Origin of the sequence: Lysobacter sp. TAB13 (assembly GCF_052113885.1) — a bacterium.
Taxonomy (GTDB): Bacteria; Pseudomonadota; Gammaproteobacteria; order Xanthomonadales; family Xanthomonadaceae; genus Lysobacter; species Lysobacter gummosus.
In genome coordinates this window covers 29,580-43,799 of record NZ_JBFRDR010000001.1, presented here as the reverse complement: position 1 = coordinate 43,799, position 14,220 = coordinate 29,580, and the positions used below count along the sequence as shown (strand labels likewise).

Sequence of the window (14,220 nt, the reverse complement as noted above, 5' to 3'; positions counted from 1 at the left end):
CCCCGCGCGGCGACTGGAGCGATATTCGTTGCAAGCGTGGCGAGTGGGGACAGGCATTGCCTTTATTTCTTGTAACGCGCGATGCCCAGCGCCAACAAGCCGGCAAGCATCCCCCAGAACACCGAGCCGATCTGGAACGCGCTGACGCCCGAGGCGGTGACCAGGAAGGTGATCAGCGCCGGCTCGCGTTCCTGCGGATCGTGCACCGCCGCGGCCAGTCCGTTGCCGATGGTGGTGAACAAGGCGATGCCGGCGATCGCCAGCACCAGCGGCTGCGGGAAGGCGGCGAACAGCGCCGCCACGGTGGCGCCGAAGATGCCGGTCAGCAGATAGAAGAATCCCGCGGCCACCGCCGCCATATAGCGTTTGCGCGGGTCTTCGTGGGCGTCGTGGCCCATGCAGATCGCCGCGGTGATCGCCGCCAGGTTCAGCGCGAACGCGCCGAACGGCGCCAGCAGCAAGGTGGTCAGCCCGGTCCAGCCGATCAGCGGCGACACCGGCGTGTCCTGGTAGCCGTGCGCGCGCAGGATCGCGATGCCGGGAATGTTCTGCGAGGCCATGGTCACCACGAACAACGGAATCGCCACGCCGACGATCGCCGCCAGCGAGAACCGCGGCGTCACCCATACCGGCGTGGCGATGGCGAACTTCAGCCGCTCAAAGTGCAGCTCGCCCTGCGCGGCGGCGATGACGATGCCGACCGCGAGGGTGATCACCACCGCGTAGCGCGGGCTCCATCGACGCGCCAGCAGCCAGCTCAGGAACATCGCTGCCACCAGCCAGAAGCGTTGCTCCATCGAGGTGAACACGTTCAAGCCGAAGCGCAGCAAAACCCCGGCGAGCATGCCCGAGGCCAGGCTCACCGGCAGCCGGCTGAGCGCGCGTTCCAGCCAGCCGCTGAAGCCGAGCAGGGTGGTCAGCAAGGCGCTGACCAGGAACGCGCCGATCACTTCCGCCAGCGGCAGCCCGGCCACCGCGGTGATCAACATCGCCGCGCCCGGCGTGGACCAGGCGGTGACCACCGGAACCTTGTAGCGCAGCGACAGGCCGATGCAGGTCAGGCCCATGCCCAGGCCCAGCGCCCACATCCACGAGGCGATCTGCGCCTCGTCGGCGCCGGAGGCCTGAGCCGCGCTGAACACGATGGCGGCCGAACTGGTGAAGCCGACCAGGACGGCGACGAAACCCGCGACGACCGCGGACACAGACAAATCGCGCAACACACGCATGCAGGGAGCGGCCGGCGGGGAAGGCCGCCATGATGCGGCAATCGCGGCGGCCGTGCGTAGCCGCGGGAGATTTTCGCAAGCCGCGCGCATCGCCCGCCGGTTATCGGCGCCGCCGCGCGACCGCGGTCACAGTGGCGGGGCCGCGACGCGGCGCGCGGCGGTTGCCGTTGCGAACCTTGGCATCGCGCACGAACCGTGACCGCGGCCGGCGAACGTTTGCGCCGCCGCCGCGATCATGAGCGCCGCTCGCGCGGCCGGCGCATGGCCGCCCGCGTCCGCATCCTGCGTTCGTGCTGACATTAAAACCGAAGGGAAACCGCGCAATGGGAACGTACCAGCAATCGCTCAGCGGCGGCCGTCAGGTGGAATTGGCGCGATGGGACGATCTGAGCCCGCCGGCCCACGGCGAGGATCTGCGGCAGCGCCCCTGGAACCCCAACGACAGCCGCACCGCGCTGGCCTTCTACGATTCCACCGTGCATTACATGCGCAACGACTGGGCGCGCGACAACATGGACGTGCTGCCGGTGAGCGCGGGCCAGCACAATCTGCTGCTGTACCGCAATCGCGAAACCGATACCTGGCATACCGCCGAAGCGCTGGACATCGACCACGTGCAACCGTGGAAGCAGCATCTGCACGACGTCGGCACCCGCAGCATGGCCGACGCGCATCAGGCCTATAACGATGTGAGCAATCTGCGCGCGCTGCCGGCGGTGATCAACCGCGCCCGCACCAGCGCCGAACGCGCCCTGGACCAAGGCGTGGATTCGCCGGCCTGGCAGGACTGGTCGCGCGAGCATTTCCACTACGATCCGGCCGCGCCGCATCCGCCGTTCGATCCGGCCCGCGACGGCGCGCGCCGCACCACCACGCGCGATCAGGCCTGGACTCTGGAAGACGGCCGCGCCGGCCTGAGTTTCGACACGCGCGTGTCCGGCAAGTGGTTCGAGCATCAGCTCTCCGAACGCTACGCCGGCAGTGTTCCGATCAACGGCGAGGACGGCTATTCGCGGCAGGTGCCGTTGTTTCATTGCCCCGCGACCGGGCAACTGGTGACCCGCGACGCCTTCGACATCGATCACGTGCGGCCGTTCGAGGACGTCGCCCGCGAGCGCCTGGAGCGCGCCGGCGGCAGCATCAGCAAGGCCGACGCGCTGGACCTCTACAACGACACCGGCAACCTGCGTCTGGTGAGCCGCAGCGCCAACTGCTCGCACGAATGGGAACTCGACGCGCGCGGCGAATTCCGCGACCGCGAAGCGCCGGAAACCGAGCACGACCGCGCCTTCGTCGAGCACGGGCCGGTGACGCGCGAGGATCAGCAGGCGCTGGACATGCTGCCGGGCCTGCTCGATCGCCGGCCGCGGCCGCTGCACGCCGTCGATCCCGACGCGCCGGTGCATCAGTTGCAACCGCGCTACGTGCTCAGCGACCCGCGCAATCCCGACAACGGTTTGTTCGAACAGGCCAAGGGCCATGTCGGCGCCTTGAACCGCGATCACGGCCTGGGCATGAACGCGGCTCAGCTCGACAACGCCTCGGCCGCGCTGGCGCTGGCGGCCAAGCAGAACCGTCTGCCGTCCATCGACGGGGTGACCGATCAGCAGCCGGGCAAACTGTTCGCGATCCACGGCCACGGCGAGTCGATGCAATGGGCCGGGGTGACCACCGCCGAAGCGACGGCCAAGCCGATCCAGCAAAGTTCGCGCGAGGCCAGTCAGCTCGCGGCGAACGTGCCGGCGCCGTCGAACCCGCAAGCGCAGAGCCAGGTCTCGGCGATGCAGACCGATTCGCAACAACAGGTACACCCGGGACGCCATCCAGGCCAGTGAGCCCGGCCGTTTGCGACGACGCGGCCGCCGCCCGCGCCGCCCGCGCCGACAGCGATCGCTAAAGATTCCGATAGCGGGCAAACCGCGCGGATTTTCTACTGGCATCCTCCCAGTCCGGCGAGAATGCCATGCTCAGTCCCTTCCGATCCTTGCGATGCCGCGGCCGGTTGGCCGCGTTGTGCCTCAGCGGCGCCTTGTTCGCCGCGATGGGCGCGGGCCCGGCGCGCGCCTCCGACCATCTGGATTCGCCCAGCGTGATCGCCGATGCGCGCGCCGACATCGGCGACATGTACGCGTGGATGGACCCCGACGGCCGTCACCTCAATCTGGTCATGGCCATCGTCGGTCACAGCTTCTCCGACAAGCTCGATTACGTGTTCCATATCGAAAGCGTGAAGCATTTCGGCCGCAGCGGGCACGAGCTGCGCATCGTCTGCCGGTTCCCGTCGGCCGATCGCGCGCGCTGCGAGGCCGGCGATATCGATTCGGTGGAAGGCGATGCGCGCGCGGAGCAGGGCATCTGGGGAAAGAACCGGCGCCTGCGCGTGTTCGCCGGTCTGCGCGACGACCCGTTCTTCAACAACGTCAAGGGCACGCGCGCGGCGTACATGGTCGCCGACGCGGCTTTGAAGCACGGCGCCGCGGTCGATGCGGCGCATTGCCCGCAGTTCGATGCGGCGACTTCGCAAGCGATCTTCGAACAGTGGAAACACACCGACGGCGGCCCGGCGCGCAATTTCCTCGCCGGCTGGACGCCGGCCTCGATCGTGATCCAGATCGATCTCAAAGCGGTCAACCGCGGCGGCAAATACCTGGCGGTGTGGGGCGCGACGGTGTCGCCCGAACGCCAGATCGACCGCGCCGGCCGCACCCTGACCGGAAACGCGTTGCTCGGCACGCTGGACGGCGAGGAGGTCAGCGACAAACTCAAGGAGCGCTACAACGCCGCGACCCCGGCCGACGGCGCGCAGTTCGCGGCGGAGATCGACAAGGGGCTGGGGCTGTACGACGGATTCGACGGCCAATGCGGCAATCAGCTGCTGGCCGAACACAAAGGCGCGGCGGAGGATCGTTATCGCCGTTTGGCCGCGCTGCTGGCCGACGACCGTCTGTGGATCAACAGCGCCTCGGCGGTGTGCGCGCAACCCTTCGCGGTCGAACTGGCGCAGGCGGCGGGGCGGCGGGCCTATGCGCGCGACTGCGGCGGGCGCACGCCGAACCACGGTGCGATCAATGTCTATCGCTCGTTATTGGTCGATGGCAGTACCGACCGCGTGGACGACGGGGTCCAGCGCGACGAGAAAGTGCATTCGATTTCGCGGTTTCCGTTCCTGGCGCCTGCGGACGGCGAGGGTTACTCGCGATGAACGCCGATCCGGTCCGGGGCGACGGGGCGTCGCGCCGACCGGCGGCGATCGCGTCGGCATGCGCGTTGTCGCTGATCGCCGTCCCGGCCTGGGCGCATTCGGGCACGGGCCTGGCCGGCGGCTTCGTCGAAGGCTTCGCACATCCTTTCGGCGGCGGCGACCATCTGCTCGCCATGGTCGGCGTCGGGCTGTGGGGAACGTTTCTCGGACGGCCGCTGATTTACCTGTTGCCGGTGATTTTCCCGCTGATGATGGTGGCCGGTGCGATCGCGGCGATGTTCGCCGTGCCGCTGCCGCCGGTGGAGACGGGAATCGCCGTCTCGGTGCTGGCGTTGGGCGCGTGCATCGCGTTCGCATGGCGCGCACCGGCCTGGGCGGCGATGACGATCGTGGCGGTCTTCGCCGTGTTTCATGGCTGCGCCCATGGCCGCGAACTGCCGTCGGCGGCCGATCCGATCGGCTACAGCCTGGGGTTCGTGTTCGCGACCGGCCTGCTGCACCTGTTGGGCATCGGCCTGGGCGAATGGGGGCGTCGCGCCGGGCAGGCGCGCGCGGTGCGGATCGCCGGGGCGGCGATCGCCATGTTCGGCGCCATGTATCTGTTTCGGGCGCTGCCGGTGTGAACGTCGATACGGCCACGATCGCACTGGTCTGCGCGGTGCAGGGCCTGGCGTCGGGATTCGTGCCGGGGCGACGGCGTTGGCTCTGTCTGGCGATCTTCGGCGCGGCGATGCTGGCGGGCATGGCCGTCGCCGCGAGCATCGCGGATCGTATTTTTCCGCAGTGCTCCGGTGGGGTGCGCGGATGGGCCGCGCTCGCGGCGATCGGCTGCGCGGTGAGCACGCACCTCGCCGACAGCGCGATCCGCCGCGCCGCGCCGTTGTTCGCGCTCAACGCCGGGCTTTGCTGCGGCGTCGCCGCGATCTGCGCCGGCGCATCGGAACTGGCCTGGGCGCTGCCGTGGCTGTCGCTGGCGTTGCCGGCGCGCTGGGCGGTCGAACGCGGCGGCGCGCTCGCGGTGAAGATCGTATGCAGTTGGTTGCTCGCGGTGCTGGTGCTGGCCGCGGCGATGTCGTTCATGGCCGTTACACCCGGTTACATGCCGGATCATCTGGAATAGGGGCGTGGCATGTTGAGCATCGAACTTCGCCGATTGCGGCGTATCGCCATCGCCATCGCCGCCGCCGCGCTCGGCGCATGCCTGCCCGCCGCGGCGCACGATTTCTGGCTGCAGCCGCAGACTTATCGGCCGTTGCCGCAGGCGTCCACCGCGCTGACCCTGCAAGTCGGTCACGGCCGCGACCGCCAGCGTTCGGCGATCGCGCTGCGCCGGATCGTGAGTTTCGAAGCGATCGGCGCGGACGGCCGCCGTACCGATCTGCGCGAGCGTTTGCATCCGGGCGCGCAAGACGACGGCAGTTTCGCCTTGCCGGTCGGTTGCTACGTGCTGGCATTGCAGACCGACGCGGGCGCGCAAAGCCATTTGCCGGCGATCCGCTTCAACGACTATCTGCGCGCCGAAGGCCTGACGCCGGCCTTGCGGCATCGCCTGGACAACGCGCGCATGGACGCGGAGGGTTCGGAAAGTTACAGCCGCCGCACCAAGGCGATCGTTCAGGTCGGTCAGGCCGGCGCTTGCGCGCGCGACTGGCTCGCCCGGCCGGTCGGAATGCCGTTGGAGATCGTGCTCGACAGCGATCCTTACGCACAGCCGCGGCCGGCGCGCCTGTCGGCGCGGGTGATCTACCAGGGCCGGCCGCTGGCCGGCGCGTTGGTCAAACTCACTCATCTGCAGGACGATGCCGCGCCGGCCGACGCGCAACGCAGCGACGCGGCCGGCCGCGCGGACTTCCGCATGCCCGCGCAAGGCGACTGGCTGCTGAACGTGATTTGGACCCGGCCGTTGCCGGCAAGCGCCGAGACCGAGTACGAAACTGTGTTTTCCAGCCTGAGTTTCGGCTTCGCCGACGCGGTGCGATAAGCATCACAAGCGCGCCGCGCAAGGCGCACGCCGACAGTGCGACCGCGTTCGCGTCGTGTCCGCGTCGATTCGCATGCTTGCCGGCCTCGCGCGCATCCGTCGCCGGTCGTAGCCGCGCCTCGACCAAAAGGCGGAGTTCGGATTGCTTGCCAACCACTACAGTGCCGTCGTTGGCGCAAAAAACGACGGCAGCGCTCCGACACTTTTCCGACATTACAATTCAATTAGTTAACGGAAACTTCTAGCGCGCGCTGCCATACTCGCCGCAATCGCCCGACATAGAACGCCGGGCATATCCCGCAGGTTGGCATGCGCATTCTGATTGCCGAAGACGATCCCGCCATCGCCACCGGTCTGGCCGAGGCATTGGTCGAAAGCGGACATGCGGTGGATCGCGTCAACCGCGGCAACGACGCCGACGCGGCATTGCGCGACGACACTTACGATCTGGTGGTGCTCGATCTGGGCTTGCCGGTACTCGACGGATTGACTGTGTTGCAACGCGCGCGTTCGCGCGGCGCGAGCGCGGCGGTGCTGGTGGTGACCGCGCGCGAAGGCGTGAGCGAGCGGGTGCGGGCGCTGGACTCGGGCGCCGACGACTACCTGATCAAGCCGTTCGTGCCGGAGGAGTTCGCCGCGCGCGTGCGCGCCTTGTTGCGGCGGCGAGTGAACCAAGGCATCCCTTTGTTGTCCATTGGCAAGCTCAGCATCGATCTGGCCGGCCGCCGCGGTTGGAACCGGGGCGTCGCCCTGGACCTGACCGGCCGCGAGTTCGCGCTGCTCGATGCCTTGTTGAGCCGGCGCGGTCGCCTGGTCAGCCGCGAGCAACTGACCCAGACCCTGTGCAGTTGGGAGCAGGACATCACCAACAACGGCCTGGATATCGCCATCCATCGCTTGCGCCGCAAACTCGAAAGCAGCGATGTCATGATCCGGACCATCCGCGGACTTGGTTATGTCGTGGAAGAAGCGGTCAATGGCGAACGCTCGGCCGCGGCGGACGGGTCGGGTTCCGGCGCGTCCAGCTTCGGCGAGGAAGGGGCCGCGGCGGCCGGACCCGGCGCGGCTTGATCCGGCCGCCCGCGCATGATCGCTCCCCCGCGCGCGGCACCCACGCGCAACAGCCTGCGCCGCCGGTTGCTGCTGTTCCTGCTGGTGCCGGTCGCGGTCACCGTCGTCCTGGTATCGGTCCTGGTTTATGTCATCGCTTCGAATTATGCCGATCGCATCCATGACGACAGCCTGCTGGAAGACGCTTACGGCCTGGCCAAGATGCTCAAGTCGTCCGGCTCCGACGGGCAGTTGTCGCCGCAGGCCAGTTTCCTGCTCGAGTACAGCAAACAGGGGCATAACTATTATTCGGTGCGCAGCCTGCGCCGCGGCACGATCAGCGCCAGCGGCGAGGCGATCGCGGCCGGCGCGTTGCCGTCGCGCTGCGGCGCGCCGGTGTTCTACGACACGCGCATCGCCGGCGTGCAATCGCGCGCGGTGTCGGTGGCGATCCGTGCGCCGACCGATCCCAGCGATACCCTGGTGGTCACCGTCGCCGAGACGGTGCTCGACCGGCAGCTGCGCGCCCGCCAGATCTTGATCATGTCGATCCTGCTGCAGTTGGTCCTGACCACGGTGCTGCTGGCGCTGATGTGGCGCGGCGTCACCCACGGGCTGCGCGCGCTCGATCCGCTGATCCAGCATCTGGCGCGGCACGGGCAGGAGCTGGTGCCGATCGGCGACATCGAGGTGCCCGCGGAAATCCGGCCGTTGAGCTGGACCATCGACGCTTTGCTCGAGCGCATCCGCCGTTTGTTCGTGGTCCAGGAGTATTTCATCGCCGACGCCGCGCATCAGCTGCGCACGCCGCTGGCCGGACTGTCGCTGCATGCCGATCGCGCCCGCACCAGCGCCAACGAGAAAGACCGTTCGGCGGCGCTGGCGCAGGTGCAGATCCTGACCATGCGGGTCGGGCGCATCGCTTCGCAATTGCTGGCGCTGACCCGCGCGCAGGCGCCGGCCGATCCGGTCGCGCGCATGCAACCGCTGCGGCTGGACCGGCTGCTGCCGGACATTCTGGCCGGCCACGTCGATCGGGCCATGCACGGCGACATCGATCTGGGCTACGACGCGCCGCCGGTCGCGGTGACGATCCGCGCCGATCGCTACGCCCTGCACGACGCCATCGATAATCTCCTCGACAACGCGCTGAGTTACGTGGCCCGCGGCGGCACCGTCAACATCGCCTTGAGCGTCGATGGCGATCGCGCGATTGTCAGCGTCGAAGACGACGGCCCCGGCGTCGGGGACGAAATTCTGCCGCGCCTGGGCGACCGGTTTTTCCGCGCTCCGGACGCGATCGAGGGCGGCACCGGACTGGGACTGGCGATCGTGCGGCGCATCGCCGACCGCCATGACGCCCAGGTGCGTTACCGTCGCTCGGCGTTGGGCGGGCTGCGCGTCGAATTGGATTTTCCCATGATCGTGGATCGGTCCTGATGCGCCGGCTGATCGTGCGCGAAGCCGCACCGCCGACGCGCGCCGGCGCGCTCGCGCGGAACCTAGCCGTGGCGGTGTTGGCCGCGATCGCGCCGCTGGCCGGTTGCGTTTCCACTCCGGTCGCCGACGCTACCCCGCCGTTGCCGGCGCAATGGCGCAATGCGGCGCAGGCTCAGACCGCGGCGGCGCCGGACCCGCGCGCCTGGTGGAGTGCGTTCGCCGATCCGCGCCTGGACCGGCTGGTCGATGAGGCGCTCAGCGCCAATCTGGACGTGCAGCAGGCGCGCTGGCGCCTGCGCGCCGCGCGCACCCTGTATCAGCGCGCCGGCAGCGTGCTGCGTCCGGAACTGCGCGCGCGCACCGCCAATCCGATTGATCCCGACGCCAGCGCCTCGTTCTTCGTCGCCGGCCTGGACGCGACCTGGGAACTGGGCCTGTTCGGCCGCAGCGAAGCGATCCATCGCCAGGCCGACAGCGAACTGGCGGCGGCGCAGGCCGAATTGCGCGAGGCGCGCTTGTCGCTGTCCGGCGAGGTCGCGCGCAACTGGATCGAGCTGCGCGACGCGCTGGAATGCGCGCGCCTGCACGAGGCCGTCGTCGCCGCGCGCAAGCGGCAGTTGCAGTTGCAGACGGTGCGGGTGGAACTCAGGCTCGCCGCGCGCGACAGTCTGGAAACCGGCAATGCCGCCATCGCCCAGGCCGAGGCCGCGCTGGCCGAACCGCGGCAGCGCGCCGTTGCCGCCGAGCAGGCGCTGGCGGTGCTGCTGGGACGCGCCGAACCCGATCCGGATTGGCGCCAAGGGCCGTCGCGCGCGCCGCTGGCGATGCGCGCGCTGGCCAGCGCGCCGGCCGATCTGCTGCGCACACGGCCCGATGTCGCGCGCGCGCAGGCGCAGGTATTGCGCGCCGCCGCCGATCTGGGGCTGGCCAAGGCCGACCAGTACCCGCACATCGCCTTGGGCGGATCGATCCAATGGTCGATCAACATCACCGCCCATCGCCGCACCGAGGCCGAAGGCATCGGCGTGTTCGGGCCGATGATCGACATCCCCTTGTTCGATTGGGGTCTGCGCCGCGCCCGCGCCAGCGCCAAGGGCGATGAAATGCAGGCGGCGGCGCTGGCGTATCGCAAGACCGTACTGACCGCGGTGGCCGAGGTCGAGACCGCGCTGGGCGCGCTGGAGCAACAACGCCAGCGCGAGGACGCCGATCGGCGCGCCTGGCAGGCCCTGGCGCGCGCCGGCGAAAGCGGGCAGGTGCGTCGTCGCCTCGGCCTGGCCAGCGAACTCGACATGACCGGCCTCGACATCGACCGCGATCAGGCCGCTATCGAACTCAATGCCGCGCGCAACGCCCGCGCAATGGCGTATATCGCCCTGTACAAAGCGCTGGGCGCGGCGCCCGACCGCGACGCGACCGCGCGCGATGCCGACGCCCTGGCCGGCGGGCGGGTCGCGCCATGACCTCGCTGGCGCGCCAGACCTTGTTGTTCGAATGGCGGCGGTTCTTGCCGGCGGTGCTGGCGATCGGTTTTTCCAGCCTGCTGCTGTTGCTGCAGGCCGCCCTGGTGCTGGGTATCTTCGGCAGCGCCAGCGTGTACGTGTCGGGATCTTCCGCGGATTTGTGGCTGGGCTATCCGGGCACGCAGAGCGTAGACCAAGGCCGGCCGGTCGATCCGGGGCTGATGTCGTTGCTGTTGATGGACCGGCAAGTCGAACGCGCCGAACCGTTCTATTGGCTCGACGCCGACTGGCGCGGTCCGGCCAAGGACACCGGCGGCGTGTCGGTGTACGTCTCCGGCATCGATCCGGGCCCGCGCGGGCTGATGTTCGCGCGGGCGTTATCGCCGCAACTGCGGCAACGCCTGATGTTGCCCGACAGCGTGATCGTCGATCGCTCCGAACTGGACAAGCTCGGCGCCACGGTCGGCAGCAGCGCCTTCGTCAACGGCCACCGCGTGCGCGTGGTCGGCGCCAGTTCCGGATTGCGCGCGCTCGGCGGCGTCAACATCGTCGCCTCGCTCGATACCGCGCGGCGGCTGCAGTCCGGCAGCGGCGGCGGACCGGCCTGGCCGGCGTACCTGGTAGCGCGCCTGCACGATCCGGCGCAAAGTCGCGCGGTGGCGCGGCGTCTGAGCGGGCAATCGGGATTCGGCCGTTACCAGGTCTGGACCGCGCACCGGTTCGCGCGCCAATCGATGCTGTTCTGGATGTTCGACACCGGCGCCGGCGCCGGCGTGCTGTTCCTGGCCGGTATCGTGCTGCTGGTCGGCGCGGTCATCACCAGCCAGGCGCTGGTGGCGGCGGTGACCGGTTCGGTGCGCGAATACGCGACCTTGAACGCGCTCGGCATCAGCATGCGCGCCCTGCGCTGGGTGGTGCTGGAGCAGGCGGTGTGGGTCGGCGCGATGGGCGTGGTGATGGCGACCGCGCTGGGCACGGTGCTGATCGCGTTGGCGCGCAGCCGCGATGTGCCGGTGATGTTCAATCTGCAAGTCACCGGCCTGTGCGTGGCGGTGGTGATGGTGTTGGCCTGCGTATCGGGCGTTTCGGCCTTGCGCAGCCTGCGCCGCGCCGATCCCGCGGTGTTGCTGCGATGAACGCGCCCCATTCTCCGCCGACCCTGGTCGCGCACGGTATCGGCAAATCCTTCGCTTCCGGCGCCTTGAACACCACCGTGCTCGACGATGTCTCGCTACGTATCGACGCGGGCGAATTGACTTTGATCTCCGGCCCCTCGGGCTGCGGCAAGAGCACTTTGCTGTCGGTGCTCAGCGGTCTGCAGCGGCCCGACCGCGGCCGCGTCGTCGCCCTCGGCCAGGAACTGGGCGGGCTGGACCTGCGCTCGTTGGAGGCTTTTCGCCTGCAGCACACCGGTTTCGTCTTCCAGGGCTTCAACCTGTTCCCGGCGTTGACGGTGGCCGAACAGGTCGAATTGCCGCTGCATTACCTGGGCCTGAGCCGGCGCGAACAGCAGCGCCGCGCCGCGGCGGCGCTGGATGAGGTCGGCATGACCCGGCGCGTGCGCCTGCGCCCGGCGCAGTTGTCCGGCGGCGAAAAACAACGCGTCGCGATCGCGCGCGCGCTGGCGAAGGAGCCGACGCTGTTGTTCGCCGACGAACCCACCAGTTCGCTCGACGCCGCCAACGGCCAGATCGTCATCGACATCCTGCACGGTATCGCCCGGCGCCACCGCACCTTGGTGTTGTGCGTCAGTCACGACCCGCGCCTGATCGGTCACGCCGACCGGCTGTTGACGATGGAAGACGGGCGTATCCTCAGCGACCGGCGCGAGCCGGCCGTCGTTATCGAATCCTCTGTGAGCGTGCGGCCTTGATGACCCGATCCGTTTCGCGTTTGCTGCGCTGCATGTTCGCCGTGTCGGTCGCGGTTTGCGCCGGCTGCGCCGGCAATGCCGATTCCGCCGCCGATGCTCCGGCGCAGGACGGCGTCGCGGCGCGCGGCGCGGGGCAGGGCGCTTATGCCGCGGTCGCGCGCGGCCGCATCGACGTGGAAGGCGGGCCGCTGAAACTGGCGATGCCGGTCGAAGGCACGCTGAGGCAAGTGGCGGTGCGCGAAGGCGATGAGGTGAAGCGCGGGCAAACGCTGGCCGTGCTCGACGCCACCGCCGCGCGCGCCGAGAACGAGATCGCCGCCGCGCGCCTGGATCAGGCGCGCGCGCAGGAAAGCCTGCTCAGGCAGCGTCTGCAACAGGCGCGCACGCGCGCGCGGCGGCTGGCCGAAGCGGCGGCGGCCGGCGCCGGCGACGGCCAGAGCGCCGACGATGCCCGCGATGCGCAGGCGCAGTTGCAGGCCGAACTCGACAACGCCGCCGCCGCCACCCGGATCGCCGCGGCGCAGCGCGAACAGACGGCCTTCGCGCTCGACCGGCACACGCTCAAGGCGCCGATCGACGCCGAGGTCGCGCGCGTGTCGGCGCAACCGGGGATGAGCGTGTCGGCCCGCGACGGCGTCTTGTTCACCTTGTTGCCGCGACAGCCGCGCATCGTCCGCGCCGAGCTCAACGCGGCCTATCTGGATGCGGTGCGGCCGGGCATGCGGGCGCAGGTGATCGACGACAGCGACTCGCAGCGCGTGCTCGGCGGCGCGCGCGTGCTGAGGCTGGCGCAATCGTTCGGGCCTTCCACTCAAGAGGACGATCCGGAAGTCCGCGCCAACGAGCGCACGGTCGAATGCGTGCTGGCCTTCGACCGTCCCAACAATCTGCGGCTGGGTCAACGCGTGCTGGTGCGGTTTCTCGGCGCGGCGCCCTGACCGCGGCTGAACCGGCCGCGCCGGAAGCGGCGGGCGAAAGGTTGCTGAAACCCCCGGACGGCAGACTGCGGCCATGTCGAATTCAATGCGCGCGCCCTCGAACGGCCATGGTTGCGGACGCCGGCGCGCGCGCCGCGAAGGCGGGCGCCGATGATCCGCAACGCCGATTTCCATTTCCCCGGCGGGCGCCAGGGCGTCGTGCTGATCCACGGCCTGACCGGCACGCCCAGCGAGATGCGCCTGCTCGGCAAGGGCCTGAACCGCCAGGGTTTCACCGTCCACGGCATGCAACTGGCCGGCCACTGCGGCGATGAGAGCGATCTGCTCGCCACCGGCTGGCGCGACTGGTACGCCAGCGTCGAAGCCGCCGCCGGAGCGATGCGCGGGCAAGTCGATCACCTGTTCGTCGCCGGTTTGTCGATGGGCGCCCTGTTGGCCCTGCTGCTGGCCGCGGAAAAGCCGCATTGGGTGGACGGGGTCGGCGTGCTGGGCGCGACCTTCCGCTACGACGGCTGGAACATGCCGGCGATCGGCCGTCTGTCGTTCCTGTTGCCGGCGCTCAAGCGGCTGGGCCTGGCGCGCGGCCGCAGTTTCATGGAGCAGCCGCCGTATGGCCTGCGCGATGAACGCATCCGCGCCCAGGTCAGCGGCGCGATGTTGAGCGGTGACAGCGCCGCGGCCGGATTGCCGGGCAATCCCTGGCACTCGCTCGCCGATCTGCATCTGCTGTCGCGCCAGGTGCGGCGGCGGCTGCCGCGGGTGCAGGCGCCGTGCCTGATCGCCCACGCCACCCACGACGACGTAGCCCATGCGCGCAACGCCGAGCTGGTCGCCCGCCGCGTGTCGGCGCCGGTCGAGATGCTGTGGCTGCCCGACAGCTATCACATGATCACCCTGGATCGCGAACGTCGCCGCCTGATCGACGGCGCCGCCGCGTTCTTCTCGCGCCTCGCCGCCGCCGCGCCGGCGATGACGGCGCCGGCTGCGAACCCGGGCGCGGCGGCCGTGGCGTCGATCGCGCCGCCGCATGCGCGCGCCGGCTAG

Annotated in this window: 13 protein-coding genes; 12 read left to right on the top strand and 1 reads right to left on the bottom strand. The window is 69.6% G+C overall.

Features of this window, described 5'->3' with window-relative positions:
* Positions 1–62: 62 nt before the first annotated feature.
* The gene (locus AB4Y92_RS00200) at positions 63–1,229 is read right to left on the bottom strand and encodes a benzoate/H(+) symporter BenE family transporter (RefSeq protein WP_441817810.1); all 1,167 of its coding nucleotides are present in this window, start codon (positions 1,227–1,229) and stop codon (positions 63–65) included.
* Between the two features lie 323 nt (positions 1,230–1,552).
* Here AB4Y92_RS00200 and AB4Y92_RS00195 point away from each other — a divergent pair, with 323 nt between their 5' ends.
* The 12 genes from AB4Y92_RS00195 (at position 1,553) to AB4Y92_RS00140 (ending at position 14,220) form a co-directional block, all read left to right on the top strand.
* Positions 1,553–3,064 (top strand): XVIPCD domain-containing protein, encoded by a 1,512-nt coding sequence (locus AB4Y92_RS00195; protein WP_441817809.1) that lies wholly within the window; start codon positions 1,553–1,555, stop codon positions 3,062–3,064.
* Between the two features lie 128 nt (positions 3,065–3,192).
* Complete coding sequence (locus tag AB4Y92_RS00190; protein WP_441817808.1) at positions 3,193–4,431, top strand: hypothetical protein; 1,239 nt, start codon at positions 3,193–3,195, stop codon at positions 4,429–4,431.
* Positions 4,428–5,054 (top strand): HupE/UreJ family protein, encoded by a 627-nt coding sequence (locus AB4Y92_RS00185; RefSeq protein WP_441817807.1) that lies wholly within the window; start codon positions 4,428–4,430, stop codon positions 5,052–5,054. The genes AB4Y92_RS00190 and AB4Y92_RS00185 overlap by 4 nt, the downstream gene beginning before the upstream one ends.
* Entirely contained in the window at positions 5,051–5,551 is a 501-nt protein-coding gene (locus AB4Y92_RS00180) for a hypothetical protein (RefSeq protein WP_441817806.1), read from the top strand. The genes AB4Y92_RS00185 and AB4Y92_RS00180 overlap by 4 nt, the downstream gene beginning before the upstream one ends.
* A gap of 9 nt (positions 5,552–5,560) precedes the next feature.
* A complete protein-coding gene (locus AB4Y92_RS00175) occupies positions 5,561–6,412 on the top strand; it encodes a DUF4198 domain-containing protein (RefSeq protein WP_441817805.1) in 852 nt (283 codons plus the stop codon).
* A gap of 309 nt (positions 6,413–6,721) precedes the next feature.
* Positions 6,722–7,483 carry a response regulator gene (locus AB4Y92_RS00170; protein ID WP_441817804.1) on the top strand — a complete coding sequence of 254 codons (762 nt, stop codon included), beginning with the start codon at positions 6,722–6,724 and terminating at the stop codon, positions 7,481–7,483.
* 15 nt (positions 7,484–7,498) lie between these two features.
* A complete protein-coding gene (locus tag AB4Y92_RS00165; RefSeq protein WP_441817803.1) occupies positions 7,499–8,902 on the top strand; it encodes a sensor histidine kinase in 1,404 nt (467 codons plus the stop codon).
* Positions 8,902–10,365, top strand: a complete 1,464-nt coding sequence (locus tag AB4Y92_RS00160) for an efflux transporter outer membrane subunit (RefSeq protein WP_441817802.1) — start codon at positions 8,902–8,904, stop codon at positions 10,363–10,365. Before AB4Y92_RS00165 ends, AB4Y92_RS00160 begins: the two co-directional genes overlap by 1 nt.
* A complete protein-coding gene (locus tag AB4Y92_RS00155) occupies positions 10,362–11,501 on the top strand; it encodes an ABC transporter permease (RefSeq protein ID WP_441817801.1) in 1,140 nt (379 codons plus the stop codon). The genes AB4Y92_RS00160 and AB4Y92_RS00155 overlap by 4 nt, the downstream gene beginning before the upstream one ends.
* Positions 11,498–12,238 (top strand): ABC transporter ATP-binding protein, encoded by a 741-nt coding sequence (locus AB4Y92_RS00150; protein ID WP_441817800.1) that lies wholly within the window; start codon positions 11,498–11,500, stop codon positions 12,236–12,238. The genes AB4Y92_RS00155 and AB4Y92_RS00150 overlap by 4 nt, the downstream gene beginning before the upstream one ends.
* A complete protein-coding gene (locus tag AB4Y92_RS00145; RefSeq protein WP_441817799.1) occupies positions 12,238–13,176 on the top strand; it encodes an HlyD family efflux transporter periplasmic adaptor subunit in 939 nt (312 codons plus the stop codon). Before AB4Y92_RS00150 ends, AB4Y92_RS00145 begins: the two co-directional genes overlap by 1 nt.
* 150 nt (positions 13,177–13,326) lie before the next feature.
* On the top strand, positions 13,327–14,220 hold the full coding sequence (locus AB4Y92_RS00140) for an alpha/beta hydrolase (RefSeq protein WP_441817798.1): 894 nt from the start codon (positions 13,327–13,329) through the stop codon (positions 14,218–14,220).